We start from the raw sequence: 19,910 nt of genomic DNA, 5'->3' as shown, positions 1-19,910 counted from the left end.
GGTCTTTTAAATTGGCATTATAATAACTACTCTCGTTCCTAAAGCAGTATGACTTTCATCGTATAAATCTTCTATGACAATAGTGATATCGCGTTTCAACTTGTTTTTATACAAATGCACACGCTCTTCATTGGCTTTAGTTGCAAAAGGTTTGTGCTGGTTTGGACGTTTTAATTTTTCGGATTGCTCTCTACCTATTCCGTTATCTTCAACAGTTATTTGAAGTTTATTTTGTTGCACAACTTTAGCGTCAACAGTAAGGTTTCTATAACCTGACTTATGCAATAACCCATGTTTTAAGGCATTTTCAACATAAGGTTGAATAAACAATGAGGGCACTTTTATCTGATTTGTGTTTAACAAATTATCCACAGTAATATGGTATTCTAACTCGTCTTCAAAACGCACTTTTTCTAATTCTAGATACAATTTTAAAGCGTTTAATTCTTCTTCTAAAGTAATTTCGTTTTGTTGACTGTAGTCTAAATACATTCTAATTAATCGACTAAACTTCACTAAATATGAGCTAGCTAGTTCTTTTTCATTCGATACAATATAATCTTGAATGGAATTCAACGCATTGAAAATAAAATGGGGATTCATTTGAGAGCGTAGATTTTCTAATCTCAAATTGGTGATTTTTTTATCGATTAAAATTTTATCGATTTCAGTAATGCGTTGTTCTTCTTTTTGATGGAGTTGCCATCTAAAATACAGCCAAATTAGACCAAAAACACTAATTAAAATAAGCGTATAAAACCACCAAGTTTCCCAAAACGGTTTTGCGATAACAAAACTAATGGGCGATGCAAAGACTGCCTTTTTAGCACTCACATTTTTAGCTTTTAACTCTACTAAATACCTGCCGCTCGCTAAACTATTAAAATTAATAACGTGCGTATTTAACTGAACAGTTTGCCACGAACTATCTAATTGCTGAACCCGATAGTGATATGTAACATGTTTGTTAGATTGAAAACCGTTAGAATTAAATTGCAGTTCAATTTTATTGGCATCGTACGGCAATTGGTACTGAGACTGTAAAATGGTATCTCTATCATTTATACGAATAGCTTCAAGCGCTATTTTTGAGGTTTTAAAATTTTTAAATAAACGAGTCCCTTTAGGTAAGACATAAAAAGATTGTGGCAAGCTTACAATAATGAAGTCTTTAAGAATAAGAAATTCATCTACTGCTGTATTAAGACCATCTTGAGCACTTAAAGATTTTAAATTGTGACTCCGTGTGTTATACTGAAATAAGCCCACATCTGTTGAAATCCATAAGTCGTCACCATCAGATTTTACGGTATTAATTTGTACCTCTTTTGGCAGTTGAACTATTGATTTCTGTAACCTGTTATCAGCAAGTCGCATTAAACCGTTATGTTGTGTAGCTAACCAAACCCCTACTTTAGATTGGCACATGGCATTCACCAACAAACTTTGCCCTTTAAATTGTAGTTCTTCTGATGAAAAGTGATTTAAATCGTATTGAAATAAACCATCCATATAAGCCACAAAAAGGGTATCCTTATGCACTACAGAAGCCTTAACACGACTAGAGCGAAGAATGTTTTTTTCTTTTGAATTGTACGGATTATTGTAAACAATGCCTTCTTTAAAGTTGCCGTAGAAGAGCAAGCTGTCATTAAGTTTAGAAATGGATTTCGCTACAGAAAATTTGTTAATAGCATCCGTTATTTTATCGTTTTTTAGATTCACAATAAAAGATTCTGACGCATTTATGCTGATAATTAATTGCTGCTGTTTTTCATCATAAAATAGATTGCCTATAATTTTTTGCCCAGGTAATTTCAAGGTTTTAATACGCCTCAATTGATCATAAAAGAAAAGTTTACCATCATTAGTCCCCAAAACAAACTGATTCGCATTTAATGCGCAAGAGGCTGTTATTTTAGATTTGGTCGGAGCAAGTGCCACATGTCTAATCTCTAAATTTGGAGATACAAAGACCCCGTTATCTAAAGTAGCAAACCAATAGTTATTGTTAAAATCAACCTCAACGTCCGTAATTGATTCGGTCTTAAATAACTGTTCCTTAAAAATAAAATGCCCATTCTTTAGTTGATAAACGAAAATACCGGCAGTCGTTAAAAACCAGTAGTCATTTTCAAAATTTAAAAGATTGTAAATGATTTCATCTTTTAGTTCAAGAGGTGTTTTGGGTTGTTTTATAGAATCATCTGCTTTATTAATGATATAAATAATATTTTCCGAATCACTTTTATGGGTTAAAAACACCTCCTCTTTAAAGGCAAATAACCTAGGAGATTGAATTAATTTCAAACTATTAATCTCAAATAACTTTGCAGGATGAGCACCTTCTATTTTATAGACGCTGTGCTTATTTAATTGCCCTTCTTTCTTAATCACAAAGACGTAATTACTGGATTTACTATTAGCATTACTAATACATAACCCCTCAAAAACCTTAGTGATTTTTTTAGTTGTTTTATCAATATCAAAAATCCCGGTAGTCGTAAATAAACGAATATGATGGTCTAAAATAGTATAGGCTGCCAATTGACCTTTTACCAATTGACTGGCATCATAAAACAAATGTAATTGGTCGTTTTCAGCATAAAATAACTGACCATAGATGTTGTTACACCATAATTTACCTTCTTGATCCTCCTTGAGCTGAAACAGGGAATTGGCCTTTTGATCAGCATGACTATAACGGGTATAAGATTTTCCATCATAGCGAAATAGGCCTTTATCTGCCGCAAACCAGATAAAATTATTACGGTCTTCAAGAATGTCATAAAATTCCACGTCGGGAAGTTTTGAAACAGCAGACATGTGTTCAAACACTGGATTTTGAGCGTAGCTCCATGCCTTAACAAACCATAAGGCAATTATAATAATATACGTTTTTAAACTATACATAAGGCGTTGTACAATTCACAAACTTAAATATATAATTATTTTATGATGAAATGATTTTTCTGTAAATCGGTAATTTTCTTCTAAACTAAAAAACGCTCACATTTCTGTAAGCGTTTTTACTCCATCTCGTGAAATTAAACTAACTAATAAAATTAAGAGACAATGGATAGCTAGGTAATTCTCCATTACTAGCTTTTATGGCATTTACAATTGGCATTACAAATGCTAAAATTGCAATTAAAATTAAGGTGACAATCCCCAAACCAAGGGCAAAAATGAGTGGAATACTTATAATAGAATATACCAACATACTCAGTTGAAAATTTAAAATAGATTTTCCATGTGCATCCATCCCATCGACTTGTTCTTTTTGCGTAGCCCAAATAATTAATGGTGCTAAAAGCCCACCAAACCCTGTCACATACGTTAGTAATTGCGATAAATGTGTAATTACTAATAGTTGTTTGTCTGTGCGTTTAAGCGTGTGATAATTTGATTCCATGATTACTTATTTTACACCTATAGGACGCTGGTGGGTTAGAAATGTTACAGATTTTTTTAAAATTCTATGAAATTGTGAGGAAACACCCCTAAAGTCCCCTCGAGGGGACAATGCTTCAGATGGAACTTTCATTAAGCTACTACCGCTTTTGGTTTGAATAAAATTAGTGTACAATGTTTTTTTAATACTTGAACCTAAGTTGAACTCCCCTGAAGTCCCCTCGAGGGGACAATGCTTCAGATGGAACTTTGATTAAGCTACGACCGCTTTAGATTTGAATAAAAATAAGTATACCGTGTTTTTTTTTACTTAAACCTGAATTAAACACCCCTAAGGTCCCCACGAGGGGACAATTCTACAACTGGAACTTTAATTAAGCTACGACCGCTTTTTATTTGAATAAAGTGAGTTTGCATGCTTTTGTTATACTGAAACAGGAAAAGACACCTTTGAAGTCCTTTTGAGAGACATGTCTTAAAATTCAATTAGGACAAAAGAAATATCATCCTTTAACAAGACGAACAACTTCCGCCCTCTTTCTTTACGCCTAACTTGACTAAAATAGTTTCTAATAAGCACCATTTTGTAAAGGCTGATTGAATTAAATTCACTCCAATAAATACAGTAAACCACATCCAATTTGGATTCACATAAACGGTTAAAACAACGCTTAAAAGCACCATAGAACCAACAATAACTCTAAAATAGGTATTTAACATCTTTTCTTTTTTTAATAACTAACAAGGTTTTACTAACCTCGTCAGTTTTGATTATTAATTAAAACGTTTACGCATACAGCTAAGACACTGAGCATAATTCTATATTTAAATTTTCCGGATTTTATATGAATCTTTCAATAGGCACCACAACCGCTTTGATTGGATTGTTAGACTCTAAGTTTTCATTAAAAACTTTAATTACCTCAAACAAAGCATCTATTCGTGCTTCATCTGTAAATGAAAAGAACATACTCGATTCATTTCCTCCTCTTTCTGAAGGAAACCAACTAGAGGTCATTAATAAAGACGAACTATTTTTATGCCCATCAATTTCAGAACTACTAAACGTTTCTATATCTGCCTTTTTAAACAATTTTAAAACATCATTTTGATACTGTTCCACTGCTGTGACTATGACTAATTTCATTTGCTCTTTTTTTATACAACCTGCAAGGTTTTACCAACCTTGTAGGTTTAGTTTTCAATCTCAATTATCTCTTAACACCCCTCAAGGGGACAACGGTCCAATTCAACCGAGTGCGTTGTCCTCTCGAGGGGACTTTAGGGTTGTTTTTGTTTTTTACACCAACACTACAAGGTACTGGATACCTTCCTAGATATCATATATTAATTCTGTTAGTTCGAGTGATTCCGAATACCTTCGGAATTGTATCGAGAACTTTTAAAACTTCTCGATACTATTTGTTCATGCTTCACAAATCACTCGAAGTGACGGAAATCTTATTTATAATTCTTCTTCTCTATCATGTAATATACCAATGGCACCACCAACAGTGTTAATACCGTAGATACAATGGTCCCTCCCATTAATGATATGGCTAAACCTTGAAAAATGGGGTCAAATAAAATCACAAAGGCGCCAATAACCACTGTTCCTGCGGTTAATAAAATTGGTGTGGTTCGCACCGCTCCGGCTTCGATTGCTGCTTGTTTTAAAGGAACGCCTTCAGTTGTTCTTAAATTTATAAAGTCAATGAGTAATACTGAGTTTCTCACCATGATTCCGGCTAAAGCAATCATACCAATAAAAGAAGTTGCTGTAAAAAATGCACCCATCAGCCAATGACCTAGAATAATTCCGATTAATGACAACGGAATAGCTACCATCATTACCACTGGTGCTTTAAAATTTTGAAACCAACCTACAATTAAGATATAGATTAAGATGATTGCGCCTAAAAACGCGATTCCTAAATCTCTAAAGACTTCTAGAGTAATTTGCCATTCGCCATCCCATTTCACCGTGTAATCATCTTCAAATTCAGGTTGCCCTAAATACATTTCGTTTATCTCAAAACCTTGCGGTAATGGAATGTCTTTCAGTTTTTCTTCCATACCAAGAATAGCATACGCCGGACTTTCCAATTCCCCAGCCATATCGGCCATCACATAAACCACACGTTTCTGGTTTTTATGGTAGATACTTTTGGCAGCAATAGTTTGAGAGATATCTACCAAATCAGAAATTGGTACCATTGTTCCCATTTTAGACTTTACTTTCAATTGTGAGATATCAGTAATAGTCGATTTTTCTTTTTCATCTAAAGCTAACACCAAACCAATCTGATTCACCGCATCTTCATCATACAAAGTGGTAATCGCACGGTTAGATAAGGCCATATTCATGGTATAGGCTATTTGCTGTGGTGCCACGCCATATAACATCGCTTTTTCTTTATTAATATCGAATTGATATTCGATTTGGTCATCTTCAACCATCCAATCAATATCTACTACATCAGCTGTATTTTTCAGAATATCCTGAACGTGATTGGCCACTCTAATTTGCTCGTCGTAATCAGGTCCATATATTTCAGCAACGATAGTTGACAACACTGGTGGTCCTGGTGGTACTTCTACCAACTTTACATTAGCATTATATTTCGCCGCAATTTTCTGAATATCTGGACGCAGTAATTTTGCAATATCATGACTCTGTGCTGAACGGTCTTCTTTAGACAATAAATTCACCTGAATATCTGCCATATTAGAACCACCTCGTAAATCGTAATGACGTACCAAACCATTAAAGGTTATCGGTGCTGACGTCCCAACATAGTTTTGATAATTCACCACTTCTGGTCGGTTAGATAAGTATTGTGAAATCTCTTTGGCCACAACTCCAGTTCTTTCAAGCGTTGTACCTTCAGGCATATCAATCACTACCTGAAATTCGTTCTTGTTATCAAAAGGCAACATTTTTACAGCTACCGAATTGGTAAAAAACAAAGCCATAGTGCCTAATAATACAGCGAAGGTTCCTAATAAAAACAACCATCGTTTACCCTTACTTTCTAAAAGTGGTCTTTCAAACTTGTTGTAAATTTTATAAATACGGGTGTCTTCTACCGCTTTTTCAGGCTTTTCCTCTGCGCCTTTTTTATCTTTTTCTCTTAAGAAAATATAACCTAAATACGGTGTAATGGTCAAGGCGACAAATAAGGATAAAATCATTGCAATAGACGCGCCTATAGGCATTGGCGCCATATAAGGTCCCATTAATCCTGAGACAAAGGCCATTGGTAATACCGACGCTATCACTGTAAAAGTTGCCAAAATGGTTGGATTCCCTACTTCATTAATGGCATATAAAGCCGCTTGTTTAAACGGTAAGCGTTTCATCTTAAAATGCCTGTGCATATTTTCAGCAATAATAATGGAATCATCAACCACAATACCGGTCACAAATACTAAGGCAAAAAGGGTGATTCGGTTGAGCGTATAATCCATCATATAGTAACTCAACAAGGTTAAGGCAAACGTAATTGGCACGGATAAAAACACCACCAATCCCCCTCGCCAGCCCATGGCTAACATCACTACAATAGTTACGGCAAAGATTGAACCGATAAGGTGTAACAGTAATTCAGACACCTTATGTGAAGCGGTTTCGCCATAGTTTCTTGTGATTTCTACATGAACATCATCAGGAATTAAATTGGTACGTAAATGCTCTACTTTATCGATAATAACCTCAGCTATTTTCATGGCATCAGCACCTTTTCGTTTGGCTACTGAAATCGTCACAGCAGGATATTCCGATTTATAGTCGGCAGACTGCTCTGCACCTTTTCCAAAACCTAAGCTCACATAATTCTGAGGAACTTCCGGCCCATCAATAATCTTCGCCACTTGCTTTAAATAAATCGGCTGATTTTGCTGTACACCAATCACTAAATTTTCAACATCTGTTACTGAGGCTAAGAATTTACCTGTATTGACTAAAAATTCCGTATCACTTTTATCAAAACTTCCAGCACTTAATTGACTGTTGTTGGCTTTAATCATTTCAGACACCGACAAGAAATCTAATCCACTCGCTGCTAATTTATCTTTATCTAAAACCACACGTAACTGACGGTCTCTTCCACCTATTTTATGCGTAATAGCAACGTCATTTACCTTCTTAATTTCAGCCTCTAACTCCTGCGCCATTTGGTTGAGTTGGTAATCGTCATAATTCTCACTCCACAGTGTTAAACCCAACATAGGCACATCATCAATAGCACGTGTTTTTACCAACGGAAACGTTACACCCGCCGGCATTTGGTCCATGTGTTTGTTAATTTCGTTGTACATTTTCACAAACGAACGCTCAATATCTTCGCCCACATAAAACTGAACAATCACCATCCCTTGCTCTTTCATCGATGTTGAATACACATATTCCACACCTTTAATATTCGAGATTAATTGCTCTAAAGGTTTGATGACGCGCGATTCTACTTCCGTTGGACTTGCCCCAGGATAACCCACAAAAATATCGGCCATTGGCACGTCGATTTGTGGCTCTTCCTCACGTGGAATTAAAAACGAACTATATACACCAACCACCATAAACACAATCATTAAAAGCACGGTGAGCTTCGATTGCATAAAGACTTTGGCTATTTTACCTGCGATTCCTTCTTTCATTTTGTTTATTTATTTTGGGCGTTACTTTTTACTCATACCTGTCAGGTTTTAAAAACCTTACAGGATCGCAAAAAGTCAGGCTATTCACTATATCTTTTTACTTGTTTTCGATACAAATTTGCTTAGGCAAATTCACTCAAACTGACGTAAAAAGGATGCCGTTTCTATCCTTAACGCGCGTACTCTTTTGTGTTATTTACTCCTCTTTATTAAGTCCTACACGATTTTTGAAACCTTGCAGGATACTAAAAACTGTGACTGCGACTGTCTACTGATACCTACTGCACACTGATTTTTGCTCCATTGTAAAGTTTTCCTTCAGCAGAAACGATATACGCTTCATCTGCATTTAAACCCGATAATACTTCTACTTGGTCTCCAAAGGTTCTTCCTAAACGCAACCATCTTAATAATGCTGTATTACTTTGACTTACGGTATACACACCAGATAATTGTCCGTTTGTTATAATAACATCACTTGGAATTAAGACCATTGCTGTTGCTGCTTTTCTTTCTACAGGAAATTGTACTGTTGTAAACATGCCTGATAAAATATTGACTTCTGTTTTATCTAAATCTATTTTTACTAAATATTGTCCACCTGTGTTTTTAGCCGATGTACTTACTTCAGCTACCTTTCCTTTTAAGGGTTGATTAATTGATTTCACCAATACGTCAACAGTAGTTCCTTTTTTTATTGCAGAAATTTCAGATTCTGGTACCATAGCCATCACTTCAAAATGTCCTGGTGTTTCCATACTAATTAATGGTGCGCCTGGATTTGCCATATTACCCGCTTCTACATTTTTACTGGTAATGGTGCCACTAAAAGGTGCTGTAATATTACTGTAAGTAAATTGTGCATTAATTTCGTTTTTCATTTGATTGGCAGATTCTAAACGTGCTTTAGCCATTTCAAAATTGGCCGTTATATCATCCATCTCTTTTTGAGAAGCACTATTATCTGCGAACAAGTTTTTAAAACGATTATAATCTTTTTGTGCATTATTGAAGGCAGCTGTTGCTTCAGAAATACCAGCGTTTACCTGTGCACGTTTGGCTTGTAAATCGGCATTATTAATAGAAACTAATAATTGTCCTTTATGTACTTTATCCCCAACATTAACGTGCACTTTATTCACATAACCCATCATTCGTGTGCTTAAATCGGCGCTGTTTGCGGCTTGAATTTTTCCGCTCACTGCCAAAAAGGGATTGTTGCTATTGGCTTCTACCTCACTTGTTTTTACAACGATGGCTAGCGAATTGTCTTCAACTGCTTTTTTATCTTCATTGCCACAGCTTGCAAGTAACAAGACCAATGACAACGTTAGAATTGTATATGATTTTTTCATTTTATGATTTGTTTATTTATTAGGTCTCTATTTGCGTTGCAATGTATCTTCGGGCAAAATATATTTTGACCTCGATAATGCTCGACCAGACACAGGTTTGTCACCTCGAGCGCAATCGAGAGGTTATTCTTTAGTTAAAAATTGTAAATAGGCCTGCACGTAATTGTATTCAAATATCGTTTGGTAATATTCCAATTGCTTTTGTGCGTATTTGGTTTCCGCGATTAATAAATCGGATGTTTTTTCTAAGCCTTCTTTAAATCTGTTGGTTCTTATTCTTAGCGCTTCTTCTGATTGCTCTAAAGCTAAAGTGGTTAAATTCAATTTATTCTCGGCATCTGAAAAGGTACGTTTGGCCTTATTCAATTCTAACTGACTTTGAGATACATATTGTTGGTATTCTAGTTTTGATTTTTCGAATTCCGATTTACTTTTTTGCGCTTTCCCAAAACGTTTAGACCCTTGGAAAATATCCCAACTCAACTGCGCCCCAAACAAATAACCATTAGCATCAGCCTGAAATATTTGGTCATCATACAACTCATAACTTCCAAAGGCATTTAATCGAGGTAAGAAAGCCATTTTATCCGCTTTATTCATGGACTCATAAGCTTCAGAAGCCAGTGCCATCGCTTTAATATCCGAACGATTTTCTGAAATGCTTCGGTCTTTCATTTCCATAGTCGCCACTTCTAATTCATCCGTTGGCCTATACATCACGTAGGTGTCATCATTCATTAAAAATGACAAATAATTAGAGGCATTTTGCACATTACTTTTTGCAGATTGCAATTGATTTTGAACTTCGGTTACTCTTACTTCAACATTCAATACATCGGCACGTTGTAAATACCCTTGCTTAAAACTATTATCCGCTAATTTTTTATTGGCATGAGCCGATTCTAATGCTTTTTCTAAAACCTCAACCGCTTTATACGCCAATTGCAATTGCATGTAGGCTTTATCCACTTCAAAAGCTAAGTACTCTTGGATACGTTCCGTTTGTAATGCCATCGCTTCCATTTTAGATTTGGCCGCCTTACGTTGAAACATGCCATCGACGTTAATTAAGGGTTGTTGTATTTCAAATTTAGTCGTGTAGTTTTCAATCTGAGACGGGTCGTTCAGCAAAGCCGGATTAAAATCGTTTTGTGTTAAAATTTCCTGATTCAATTTAGACCCAAAAGCCATCAACGGATTGGTGGTTGCCATGGCTGTATGACTTGCTGTTATGTTTGGAAAAAACACCGCATTGGTTTGTTTAAAATCGGCTTTCGCTTGATTAAAGTCTTCTTCAGAAATTTTAATACTTGTATTATGTTCTGAAACTCTAGATAAAACTTCCTGTTTAGAAATGGCAACTTGCTCTTGTGCCTGTAAACTAAGTTTACTAAACAAGGTTAAACAAATCATTATTATGGTTATTCTTTTCATATTTAATGTATTTCCTACACAAAAATAGAGCGAACAAAAAGGTTTCTTAGTAACCAATGTTACCGAACAAAAAAAGCATTCACTAAAAAATGAATGCTTTTCACTAACCAACCTAAAACTGACCATCACATCAGTTTATATTTTAAACCTTTTAATTCTAAAAACCAGACTGTATGACCATTACAAATAATCAATCTAAAAAAAATGAAGTTGTATTTAGGAGCATACCAACGGATTTTACATGATAAATATAACATACGCTCCTCTATAACTTTGTAACTATTGTTACCTAATAAAGTGTATATCGATTTTACAATTTTAGGTGTATAAAAAGCCGAAGTTTCCTACTCAGCGCTGCGCTAAGTGGCAAAATATGTTTAAATTTATTCTCTAATTTTTTTCAAACCCTCTTAACAGGATTCCTACTGTATATTTTAGGAATCTTGTCAATAATATAATTCAAACTTTAATGAATATTACAGCTGCGTACACAGACCTTTATCAACTCACCATGGCACAAGTGTATTTTGAAACGAAACCAAAAGGACGTGCCGTTTTTGATTATTATTTTAGACATAATCCTTTTAAAGGTGGGTATTCCATATTTGCAGGCTTGGAAGACGTTTTAGAACACCTTGAAACCTTAAAATTTTCATCTTCGGATATGGCGTATTTAAAATCGAAAGGTTTTAAAAGTGATTTTTTAGACTACTTAGAGAATTTCAGCTTTAATGGTCATATTTATTCGTGTAAGGAAGGCGATATTGTATTTCCGAATCGGCCGATATTACAGGTTGAAGCCAATATTATTGAAGCTCAAATTATAGAAACCTTTTTACTAAACATTCTTAATTTTCAAACTTTAATTGCCACCAAAGCCAGCCGCATACGCTACAGTGCTAAAGATGCTGTTTTATTAGACATGGGCTTACGTCGTGCCCATGCTACAGGTGGCTACTACGCTTCTAGAGCTGCTGCGATTGGTGGTTTTGATAGTACTAGTAATGTTAAAGCGGCTGAAGATTACGACATTCCTTCTACAGGAACTATGGCTCATTCTTTTATTCAAAGTTATGAGGACGAATTGCAAGCGTTTAGAGACTTTGCCAAAATACGACCAGAAAATTGTGTGCTTTTAATTGACACCTATAACACTCTAAAAAGTGGGCTTCCCAATGCTATTACGGTGGCGAAAGAAATGGAAGAACGTGGTGACAAATTACTAGGCGTCCGTTTAGATAGTGGCGATTTGGCGTATTTATCAAAAAAAACAAGACAAATATTAGACGATGCTAATTTGGGCTATGTGAAAATCGTAGTGTCTAATCAACTCGATGAATACGTTATTAAAAGTTTGAATGAACAAGGTGCACCCATAGACATTTACGGTGTGGGTACCAATTTAGTGACCGGAAAGCCCGATGCCGCCCTTGCAGGTGTCTATAAGCTTGCGGCTTTTAACGAGACGCCAAGAATTAAACTTTCTGAAAACATTATAAAAACATCATTGCCATTTAAAAAGCAGGTCTACCGTATGATTGATGATCATGGTATGTTTTATGGCGCTGATGCCATTGCCATCCATTCCGAAACTGAAGTGTCTAAAATGGAACACCCTTTTGACATTACAAAACGTTTAGACTTATCGGCATTTAAACACGAAGCCTTACTTGAACCCGTGATGAAGGACGGTAAAAGAACCATTCCTGTGCGAACAGTGGCTGAAATTTCTGAATATTCTCAAACCCGATTACAACAACTCCCTAACGAATACAAGCGTTTTCAAAATCCGCATATCTATAAAATAGGACTTAGCTCTAAGTTGAAAGAAGAACGTGATGCTTTAATTACACAACACCGTTTTTAGTCTCAAATTTAATCCTATCCATTAAAACTATTAGTTATGAAAACGCTTCTAATTATTGATGTCCAAAACGATTTTATGCCAAATGGCTCACTTCCTGTGGCTGAAGGGGATCGCATTGTACCGGTCATTAATAACATTCAAGATCAATTTGATTTAGTTCTCGCCACACAAGATTGGCATCCTAAAGACCATATTAGTTTTGCAAGTAACCATGACGGGAAATCTAACTTTGATGTCATTGAATTGCACGGTCAACCACAAACCTTATGGCCAGACCATTGCGTACAAGGAACTGAAGGTGCTGATTTTCATCCCGATTTAAACACGGCACAATTTGAAGCCATCTTCAGAAAAGGTACTGATAGCGCTATTGATAGTTACAGTGCCTTTTATGACAACAGCCATTTAAAATCTACCGGATTAACCGGTTACCTTAAAGAAAAAGGTGTCACAGAACTGTATCTTTGTGGTTTAGCCGCCGATATTTGTGTTTATTTTTCAATACTAGATGCCTTTAACGAAGGGTTTGACTGCACTTTTATTGATGACGCTTCTAAAGCTTTAGACAATATTCATTTAGATAATCTGAAACAAGAAATGTTGACTAAAGGTATTACAATTATAAACTCTGAATCTCTATTATAATCTACACGATAGATATCGCACAAAAAAGCATTCACTATAAAATGAATGCTTTTTTAAAATCAACCAAAATAAACTGATAACCATATCAGTTAAGGTTTCTTGTGCCTCCGTGTCCACCAGCAACAACAACCATTATTTTTATACTTAAATAAATGAATTTGAAAAACTGAATCACGGGATTCATCATTTTGAATCTTTGATATTTTGATATTCTTTGTGTCATGATTTATAAATTATTGTTAGAACAATGTTTTTAATATTTACTCTGGTATTAGCCACCAGAAGGGTTTCATTTTAGCTTTATAAATAAAGGCATAATGCAACGCCAGTTTTAACCAATGTCCTGCTAAGCCAATTTCACCAAAGGTTTTCCCTAATTGTCGCCCTTGTGTTTCAGGATATTTTTCATAATCGGGAACAATAGGAAAGGTCGTAATACTAACTCCAGACCCTTTTGTTAATCCAAATCCTGCGGAAGCAATACAAGCTGCTCCCATATTTCCCATAGAACCTTTATGATGTAAACTTTTTTTACCTCCTTTAATGGAATCTATAATATTATCAGCTACTAACTTCGCCGTAATCCCAGAGGGCATTCCTGTTCTTGGTGGCGCTGGCGTAATGTCAGTTCCATTTTTACTTTTTCGAGGTTTAGAAATGGAATGTGGTGGTGCAAAAGCAATCCCTGGTGCAAAAATGTTTTTATAATTGGGATTTTGATAGGTTTCGGGCCAATCTCTAACCGACCATTCTTCATAAGGTTTTGCTGTATAATCGGCATCTACAATCATAAAGCCTTTAAATAATTTTTCTGTGATGTCGTTTTCATTTTTATCATAAGCCTTAAATCCATGACCCGAAAAAGACGGGATTAACATGGCAAAATCATAAGTTTCGGATTTGTGCTCACCTTCAAGGTTTTCGTAATGCGCTACACCATCTTCGACCTTATGGACTCCTGCGCCTAAAATCCATTTAATGCCTCGGTCTTCAAAAATCATTTCTATCATTTCGTGCGACTTCATCGTCAAGCTTCCATAACGCATTAGCATTCCATCCATTCCGAAATCACCTAATTGATATTCATTAGAAATCCAAGTCACTTCGGCCTTATCTCTGACTTTATGCTTACGTAATTCTTGTTCTACATTTAAGATATATTCAAAAGCAGCTCCTTGACAAGTAGATTTAGCGTGACCTGTACCAATTAAAATTTTAGCTTTCTTACCCGCTTTCAATTGTTGGATCACTTTATTTAAACCTCCCCAGGCATGGTTGGCATGGGAATAGGTACACACGGAATAGGCTTTGTTTTTACCTGGTATTAACCCTTCGGTAGCTCCAAAATTCAACTTTGGCCCTGTTGCATTTATAAGATAATCGTAAGTAATTTTTTCTTGTTGGCCTTTTTGGTTTCCTACTACATATTCGGATAACACATAGGGGGTCTGTTCGGTTTTATCACCTTCAGGATGAAACGAAATTGCTTTAGCTTGTTTAAACTGAATTCCTTTCTTTTTATATAAAGGCGCTAATGGAAAATAAATTTTTTCGGATTTCATTTTACCAATTCCTACCCAAATATTAGACGGTACCCATTGGTAATTACTATTGGGTGACACGACGACGACCTCGTGTTGTTTAGATAATTTTCTACGTAAATGCGTCGCTGCGACGTGACCAGAAATTCCTGCTCCTAAAATGACAATTTTAGACATGACCTTAAGTTTTTAATAAAGGTACTTCGCTTCTAGAGAGTACCCCGTAACTTAGGTTACACAAGGAAATTCAATCTTATCCTTACGATTTGTTTATACGTAAATACAGTTTTTTCGCCAAAATCATAAGGAGGACACCTCCTAGCGCAGATACCACAAAATTGACTATTAAACGTGCGGTATTAAAATTACCATGATCCATAATGGACCAAGGATCGAACCCTAAGCGACCAAAGGTTTTAATAAATAAAATACTTCCAAACACACCAATTAAAGTGTTCCCCGTAAAGCCAAATGAATATTTCTTATTAAAATAAGCAAATACATTGGCTGCAATGAGCCCAATAAAAATACTAATTAAAGAAATTAAAGTACCGGTCATAACAGAGACGTTTCATTAATGCTCGCCGTAACCAACATCGTCCATTTTTCCTTTAAAAACACGATATTGGATGGTAAAATAAATAATCACCAAAATAACAGCAATAACAAACCAATACACCCCAACCGATAAGCCATACTCATGTGCCGCCACATTGTATAAGGTTAAATCTGGATTTATAGCGTTAGTTGAGGGTAAGACCTTAGGAAAAATAGAGGCTACTGTAGACGCTAATCCGCCGAAAAGAAACAAAGACGAAAACAAAAAGCCCATACCATGTTTCTGAAATGATTTCACTTTAAATAAGCCAAACAAACCTGAAAAGGCAATAAGAGGAAAAATCCACAACCAAGGATGGGTTATAAAATTATGAAATGGCTTTGGTTCTATTATATGCCATATAAAAAGTGAAACTACCACTAAAAGGAGTAGAACACTATTCAAATTAAAAACAACTTTCTTTAATTTCTCATTTAAATCGGAATTGGTTTTAAAGATTATCCAATTGGCCCCATGAATGGTTAAGGCAACCACACCGATAACGCCTAAAAGCAAGGTAAACCAATCTATGATCCCTAAATGTTCTGCATGAGGACTAAAGCTAGAGTTCCAAAGTGGCAGAAAGAAATAATGGGGCTCGTGTGTAGACACACCATCAGTTACCATACCCAAATTAACGCCTCTTACGACATTCCCTAAGGCAATACCGAAGAATAACGCCAATAACAAACTAGAAATACCAAAGGCTTTATCCCAAATAGATTCCCACATTTTATTATGAACTTGTCCTCGAAGTTCTAAGCCAATAGCTCTAAAAATTAATAACCATAAAATCATCATTAAAGGCAAATAGAAGCCACTAAATGAAGAGGCATACAAGGTTGGAAACGCAAAAAACAAGACCCCTCCAGAGGCTATAAGCCATACTTCATTGGCATCCCAAAAAGGACCAATAGCATTAGTAATGGCCTTTTTATCTTTTTCTTTTTTAGCAAAAAATAAATGAATAATTCCTGCTCCAAAATCGTAACCATCTAAAATGACATAAATGGTTAACATGGTCATTAATACAATATACCAGAATAGTTCCATAGTTAGTGTTGTTGCGCGGTTTCAGGACCTTTGTTAATGATTTTTCCTGCTAACATTAAAAATAAAAGTCCAAGTAATATATATAGGCCTATAAATCCTAATAAGGTAAATAAGGTGTTTCCTGAAGACACGGTTGGCGAAATACCTTCGGAAGTTTTTAATAAATTATACACCAACCATGGTTGTCTCCCTAACTCGGCGGTATACCAGCCTGTTGTATTGGCGATATACGGGAAAGGTAGCATAAACATAAGCGTCCATAAAATCCAGGTTGTTTGGTATAATTTTTTGCGATATAACTGTACCGCAGCCAATAACATTAAACCTATAAAAATAGTCCCAAGACCCACCATAATATGGTAGGCGTAATACAAGCCAGGGATATTTGTGGGGTATAAACTCTCATCAAATTCATTAAGCCCTTTAATTTCCGCATCCCAACTTTGATAGGTTAAAAAGCTTAGAATATTAGGCACGGCTATTTTATTATCTAATTTTTTATTGACCACATCGGGTTGCCCGATAAGTACAATTTCCGAACCGCCTTTTTCAGTTTCAAAAATTCCCTCCATAGCCGCAAAAGTAACGGGCTGATGTTTTACGACATTTTTAGCCACTAAATCTCCCGTAGGAAACGCTACTAAAACACTAGACACCAAACCAAAAATAACTCCTGTTTTTACAAAAAGTTTTCCAAACTCACTATGCTTATTATTCAATAAATAGAAAGCACCAACACCTGCAACCACAAAGGAAGAGGTAATTACAGATCCCATTTGATTGTGTAAAAAGGACGGCAGAAGCCAAGGGTTAGAAAATAACGCGCCAAAATTAGTAAGCACATACCTTCCGTTTTCTAATATTTCATAGCCTACAGGATATTGCATCCAAGAATGGGTTGCGATTATGAGATAACCACTTGCCCATGAGCCTAAAAACACTAAAAAACCGGTTAGAAAATGCAGTTTATGTCCTAGGAGTTTTTCACCAAAAAGAAAAAGTCCTAAAAAGGACGATTCTAAAAAGAAGGAAAACATCCCTTCCATGGCTAATGTTTGCCCAATGATACCACCTGTGAGTTCTGAAAACTTAGCCCAATTGGTACCAAATTGAAATTCCATAGGAATTCCTGTGACGACACCCATAGCAAAGTTAAGTGCAAAAATCTTCATCCAGAATTTTGCAGCGTCATTGTATTTATCAAGTTTTGATCTGAGAAATTTCCACTTAAAATAGACGATCATTAAAGACAATCCCATGGTTAATTGTGGAAAGATGTAGTGAAATGTAATCGTGAATGCAAACTGCATACGATCATAAAAAAGCATGTCTTCCATATACGATGTTTTGGAGATAACAAAGTTACGATTTTACATGCGTTGCAGTGTTACATTAGTTACAATTTACAGCTATATGGTGTTAAAAAATCAAATTTTAACACTAGCCTTTTTAGCGGAGCTTTCAAAGCTAAATTTAAAGTTTTAAGTCCCACAGCAAGGCTTAGGATTGAAATTCCTTAACCGCTTCACTCAAATCATAAACTGCAACTTGGTCCGTGTATTTAGAAATAAGACTACTTCCGGCAGCACTTCTATATCCGCCGGCACAATGCACAACGATGGGCTTATCTTTTGGAATATCTGCTTGAGCATCTCTTAACTGATGTAATGGAATTGCTAAGGCCGATTCAAATATCTTACCCTCTTTAACTTCATTCTCGTTTCTCACATCAATAATGGTGTAATCTTCTTTATGCGCTTTAAATTTAGAAATCTCTAATTCGTTTGATGTTTCAAAGCTATGATCTCCTAAAGTGATCACTCCAACAAGTTGTTTTTCATATCCGATTTTCGCAATGCGGTGTAGAATTTCGGATCTGCATTCCGCAGATGCAATAACCACGTAGAAAGTTTCCTTAGGTTTAACCACAGCACCTAACCAAGTTTCAAATTTATCATTCTCGGAGTTGGCCTTTATATTAATACTCTTAGGCAAATGGTTATTTTTAAATTCTGAATGAGGTCTTGTGTCAATAATTAAATGGGCTTCATTAGGAGCTGTAGAAATCTGAAAGTGAAAATGAGGTTTCACTATCCCTTCCTCTAATGAACTAGCTCCTTCTTTATTAATATCTACATTATAACTAAAGTAAGACGGAATAAAAGGCTGATCTTCTAAAATAGAAGCAACAAATTCATCTTCCGTTAAATTTTTAAAAGCCCAATTTTCTTCACGTTCCTTACCTAAGGTACTCGAACCTTCTTTACTCATGTTCTTTCCACAAAGCGAGCCGGCACCATGAGCAGGATAGACTAAAGTACGATCGGGCAAATGACTAAATTTATGTTGCACCGTATGATACATACTCTTGGCGAGTTCCTTGCGTTTTGCCTTTGTTTTCCCTGATTTTTCTCTTAAATCTGGACGCCCTACATCTCCAATAAAAAGTGTATCTCCTGAAAACATAGCATGCTCATCGTTTTCATCTATAGCAATAATACTAATACTATCGGGCGAATGGCCTGGGGTATTTAAAGCTTTAAAGGTTACTGTGCCTAGCTTAATCTCATTGCCTTCATCGAATGTTTTATGTGGGTATTCCGCGCCCAATAATTCACTTACATAAATATCGGCTCCGGTTTCCTTATGCAACTGTAAATGCCCGCTTATAAAATCGGCATGCGGATGCGTTTCGAATACAATTTTTATCTGGGCTTTATGTTTTTCTGCAAATTCATAATACGGTTTTAAATCTCTAGAAGGATCGACTAATGCTATTTCATTACCGCTGCGTATGGCATAGGAATAGTGTGCTAAAGGCTTATCTTCAAATTGTTCAATATGCATTATAATTAGGAGGTTTTAAAATTGGATTTGACATGTGTGATTATACCGTTGTTTGGAACTCTAGCATAACTAAAAACAGGCAGTGTCATTTATCGATTAACAAACGATGTTATCGCGAATGCATAGTACATCCTACGACGACACCCCATAATTTATCGATGTTCAACACGCCTCCTTTTACTATTAATTAGCGGTCTTAATTACATTGATAATCGCATCTTTCTGTAGAACTCCTGATTCTCGCCACACCTGTTTTCCATTTTTAAACAACAGCATTGTAGGAACGCCTCTTACCTGATATTTTGAGGCTAAGGCTTGATTTTTGTCGACATCAATTTTTATAATACTGACGTCCTCCCCCATCGTTTCTTTAACTTGCTTTAATATGGGAGCCAACATTTTACATGGCCCACACCAATCTGCAAAAAAATCGACTAAAACGGGTTGATCTTGATTTATTAATTCTGAAAATTTACTCATACCTAACTCTTTATTTTTAT

General features: G+C 35.7%; 15 protein-coding genes. 2 read left to right on the top strand and 13 right to left on the bottom strand.

Features of this window, described 5'->3' with window-relative positions; genetic code table 11:
* Positions 1 to 6: 6 nt before the first annotated feature.
* From DFQ08_RS07405 to DFQ08_RS07375, 7 genes are all read right to left on the bottom strand, one after another.
* Positions 7 to 2,913, bottom strand: coding sequence for a sensor histidine kinase (locus DFQ08_RS07405; RefSeq protein WP_114309270.1), 2,907 nt, complete (start codon positions 2,911 to 2,913; stop codon positions 7 to 9).
* A 139-nt stretch (positions 2,914 to 3,052) separates the two neighbouring features.
* Positions 3,053 to 3,415: a DUF4870 domain-containing protein gene (locus DFQ08_RS07400; RefSeq protein WP_114309267.1), complete on the bottom strand. Its 363-nt coding sequence runs from the start codon at positions 3,413 to 3,415 to the stop codon at positions 3,053 to 3,055.
* A gap of 509 nt (positions 3,416 to 3,924) precedes the next feature.
* A complete protein-coding gene (locus tag DFQ08_RS07395) occupies positions 3,925 to 4,134 on the bottom strand; it encodes a YgaP family membrane protein (RefSeq protein ID WP_114309264.1) in 210 nt (69 codons plus the stop codon).
* A gap of 121 nt (positions 4,135 to 4,255) precedes the next feature.
* A complete protein-coding gene (locus tag DFQ08_RS07390; protein WP_114309261.1) occupies positions 4,256 to 4,561 on the bottom strand; it encodes a hypothetical protein in 306 nt (101 codons plus the stop codon).
* A 314-nt stretch (positions 4,562 to 4,875) separates the two neighbouring features.
* Positions 4,876 to 8,070: an efflux RND transporter permease subunit gene (locus DFQ08_RS07385; protein WP_114309259.1), complete on the bottom strand. Its 3,195-nt coding sequence runs from the start codon at positions 8,068 to 8,070 to the stop codon at positions 4,876 to 4,878.
* Between the two features lie 278 nt (positions 8,071 to 8,348).
* Positions 8,349 to 9,425: an efflux RND transporter periplasmic adaptor subunit gene (locus tag DFQ08_RS07380; RefSeq protein WP_114309255.1), complete on the bottom strand. Its 1,077-nt coding sequence runs from the start codon at positions 9,423 to 9,425 to the stop codon at positions 8,349 to 8,351.
* 123 nt (positions 9,426 to 9,548) lie between these two features.
* Positions 9,549 to 10,859: a TolC family protein gene (locus DFQ08_RS07375; protein WP_114309252.1), complete on the bottom strand. Its 1,311-nt coding sequence runs from the start codon at positions 10,857 to 10,859 to the stop codon at positions 9,549 to 9,551.
* 469 nt (positions 10,860 to 11,328) lie between these two features.
* On the opposite strand from DFQ08_RS07375, the gene DFQ08_RS07370 reads away from it, so the two are divergent.
* Both DFQ08_RS07370 and pncA read left to right on the top strand, forming a co-directional pair.
* Positions 11,329 to 12,726: a nicotinate phosphoribosyltransferase gene (locus DFQ08_RS07370; RefSeq protein ID WP_114309249.1), complete on the top strand. Its 1,398-nt coding sequence runs from the start codon at positions 11,329 to 11,331 to the stop codon at positions 12,724 to 12,726.
* A gap of 36 nt (positions 12,727 to 12,762) precedes the next feature.
* Complete coding sequence (gene pncA, locus DFQ08_RS07365) at positions 12,763 to 13,371, top strand: bifunctional nicotinamidase/pyrazinamidase (protein WP_114309247.1); 609 nt, start codon at positions 12,763 to 12,765, stop codon at positions 13,369 to 13,371.
* Between the two features lie 260 nt (positions 13,372 to 13,631).
* Here the strand turns inward: pncA and DFQ08_RS07360 are convergent, their stop codons facing one another.
* From DFQ08_RS07360 to trxA, 6 genes are all read right to left on the bottom strand, one after another.
* On the bottom strand, positions 13,632 to 15,089 hold the full coding sequence (locus tag DFQ08_RS07360; protein WP_114309243.1) for an NAD(P)/FAD-dependent oxidoreductase: 1,458 nt from the start codon (positions 15,087 to 15,089) through the stop codon (positions 13,632 to 13,634).
* An 82-nt stretch (positions 15,090 to 15,171) separates the two neighbouring features.
* The gene (locus tag DFQ08_RS07355) at positions 15,172 to 15,471 is read right to left on the bottom strand and encodes a hypothetical protein (RefSeq protein WP_114309239.1); all 300 of its coding nucleotides are present in this window, start codon (positions 15,469 to 15,471) and stop codon (positions 15,172 to 15,174) included.
* 15 nt (positions 15,472 to 15,486) lie between these two features.
* Positions 15,487 to 16,563, bottom strand: a complete 1,077-nt coding sequence (gene cydB, locus DFQ08_RS07350) for a cytochrome d ubiquinol oxidase subunit II (protein WP_114309236.1) — start codon at positions 16,561 to 16,563, stop codon at positions 15,487 to 15,489.
* Positions 16,564 to 16,565: 2 nt separating this feature from the next.
* Complete coding sequence (locus tag DFQ08_RS07345; protein WP_114309234.1) at positions 16,566 to 17,900, bottom strand: cytochrome ubiquinol oxidase subunit I; 1,335 nt, start codon at positions 17,898 to 17,900, stop codon at positions 16,566 to 16,568.
* Positions 17,901 to 18,063: 163 nt separating this feature from the next.
* Positions 18,064 to 19,410 carry an MBL fold metallo-hydrolase gene (locus tag DFQ08_RS07340; RefSeq protein ID WP_114309230.1) on the bottom strand — a complete coding sequence of 449 codons (1,347 nt, stop codon included), beginning with the start codon at positions 19,408 to 19,410 and terminating at the stop codon, positions 18,064 to 18,066.
* A gap of 183 nt (positions 19,411 to 19,593) precedes the next feature.
* Positions 19,594 to 19,890 (bottom strand): thioredoxin, encoded by a 297-nt coding sequence (gene trxA / locus DFQ08_RS07335; protein ID WP_114309227.1) that lies wholly within the window; start codon positions 19,888 to 19,890, stop codon positions 19,594 to 19,596.
* Positions 19,891 to 19,910: the final 20 nt, after the last annotated feature.

The sequence above is a fragment of the Winogradskyella arenosi genome (assembly GCF_003337305.1).
Classification (GTDB): domain Bacteria; phylum Bacteroidota; class Bacteroidia; order Flavobacteriales; family Flavobacteriaceae; genus Winogradskyella; species Winogradskyella arenosi.
The sequence above is the reverse complement of the archived record's forward strand: the minus strand, read 5'-3'. Positions and strand labels throughout refer to the sequence as shown.

Coding starts and splice junctions, on each gene's coding strand:
- trxA (WP_114309227.1), bottom strand. CDS start 19,890: ATGAGTAAATTTTCAGAATTAATAAATCAAGATCAACCCGTTTTAGTC.
- DFQ08_RS07370 (WP_114309249.1), top strand. CDS start 11,329: ATGAATATTACAGCTGCGTACACAGACCTTTATCAACTCACCATGGCA.
- DFQ08_RS07390 (WP_114309261.1), bottom strand. CDS start 4,561: ATGAAATTAGTCATAGTCACAGCAGTGGAACAGTATCAAAATGATGTT.
- pncA (WP_114309247.1), top strand. CDS start 12,763: ATGAAAACGCTTCTAATTATTGATGTCCAAAACGATTTTATGCCAAAT.
- DFQ08_RS07395 (WP_114309264.1), bottom strand. CDS start 4,134: ATGTTAAATACCTATTTTAGAGTTATTGTTGGTTCTATGGTGCTTTTA.
- cydB (WP_114309236.1), bottom strand. CDS start 16,563: ATGGAACTATTCTGGTATATTGTATTAATGACCATGTTAACCATTTAT.
- DFQ08_RS07355 (WP_114309239.1), bottom strand. CDS start 15,471: ATGACCGGTACTTTAATTTCTTTAATTAGTATTTTTATTGGGCTCATT.
- DFQ08_RS07380 (WP_114309255.1), bottom strand. CDS start 9,425: ATGAAAAAATCATATACAATTCTAACGTTGTCATTGGTCTTGTTACTT.
- DFQ08_RS07400 (WP_114309267.1), bottom strand. CDS start 3,415: ATGGAATCAAATTATCACACGCTTAAACGCACAGACAAACAACTATTA.
- DFQ08_RS07345 (WP_114309234.1), bottom strand. CDS start 17,900: ATGGAAGACATGCTTTTTTATGATCGTATGCAGTTTGCATTCACGATT.
- DFQ08_RS07405 (WP_114309270.1), bottom strand. CDS start 2,913: ATGTATAGTTTAAAAACGTATATTATTATAATTGCCTTATGGTTTGTT.
- DFQ08_RS07385 (WP_114309259.1), bottom strand. CDS start 8,070: ATGAAAGAAGGAATCGCAGGTAAAATAGCCAAAGTCTTTATGCAATCG.
- DFQ08_RS07340 (WP_114309230.1), bottom strand. CDS start 19,410: ATGCATATTGAACAATTTGAAGATAAGCCTTTAGCACACTATTCCTAT.
- DFQ08_RS07360 (WP_114309243.1), bottom strand. CDS start 15,089: ATGTCTAAAATTGTCATTTTAGGAGCAGGAATTTCTGGTCACGTCGCA.
- DFQ08_RS07375 (WP_114309252.1), bottom strand. CDS start 10,859: ATGAAAAGAATAACCATAATAATGATTTGTTTAACCTTGTTTAGTAAA.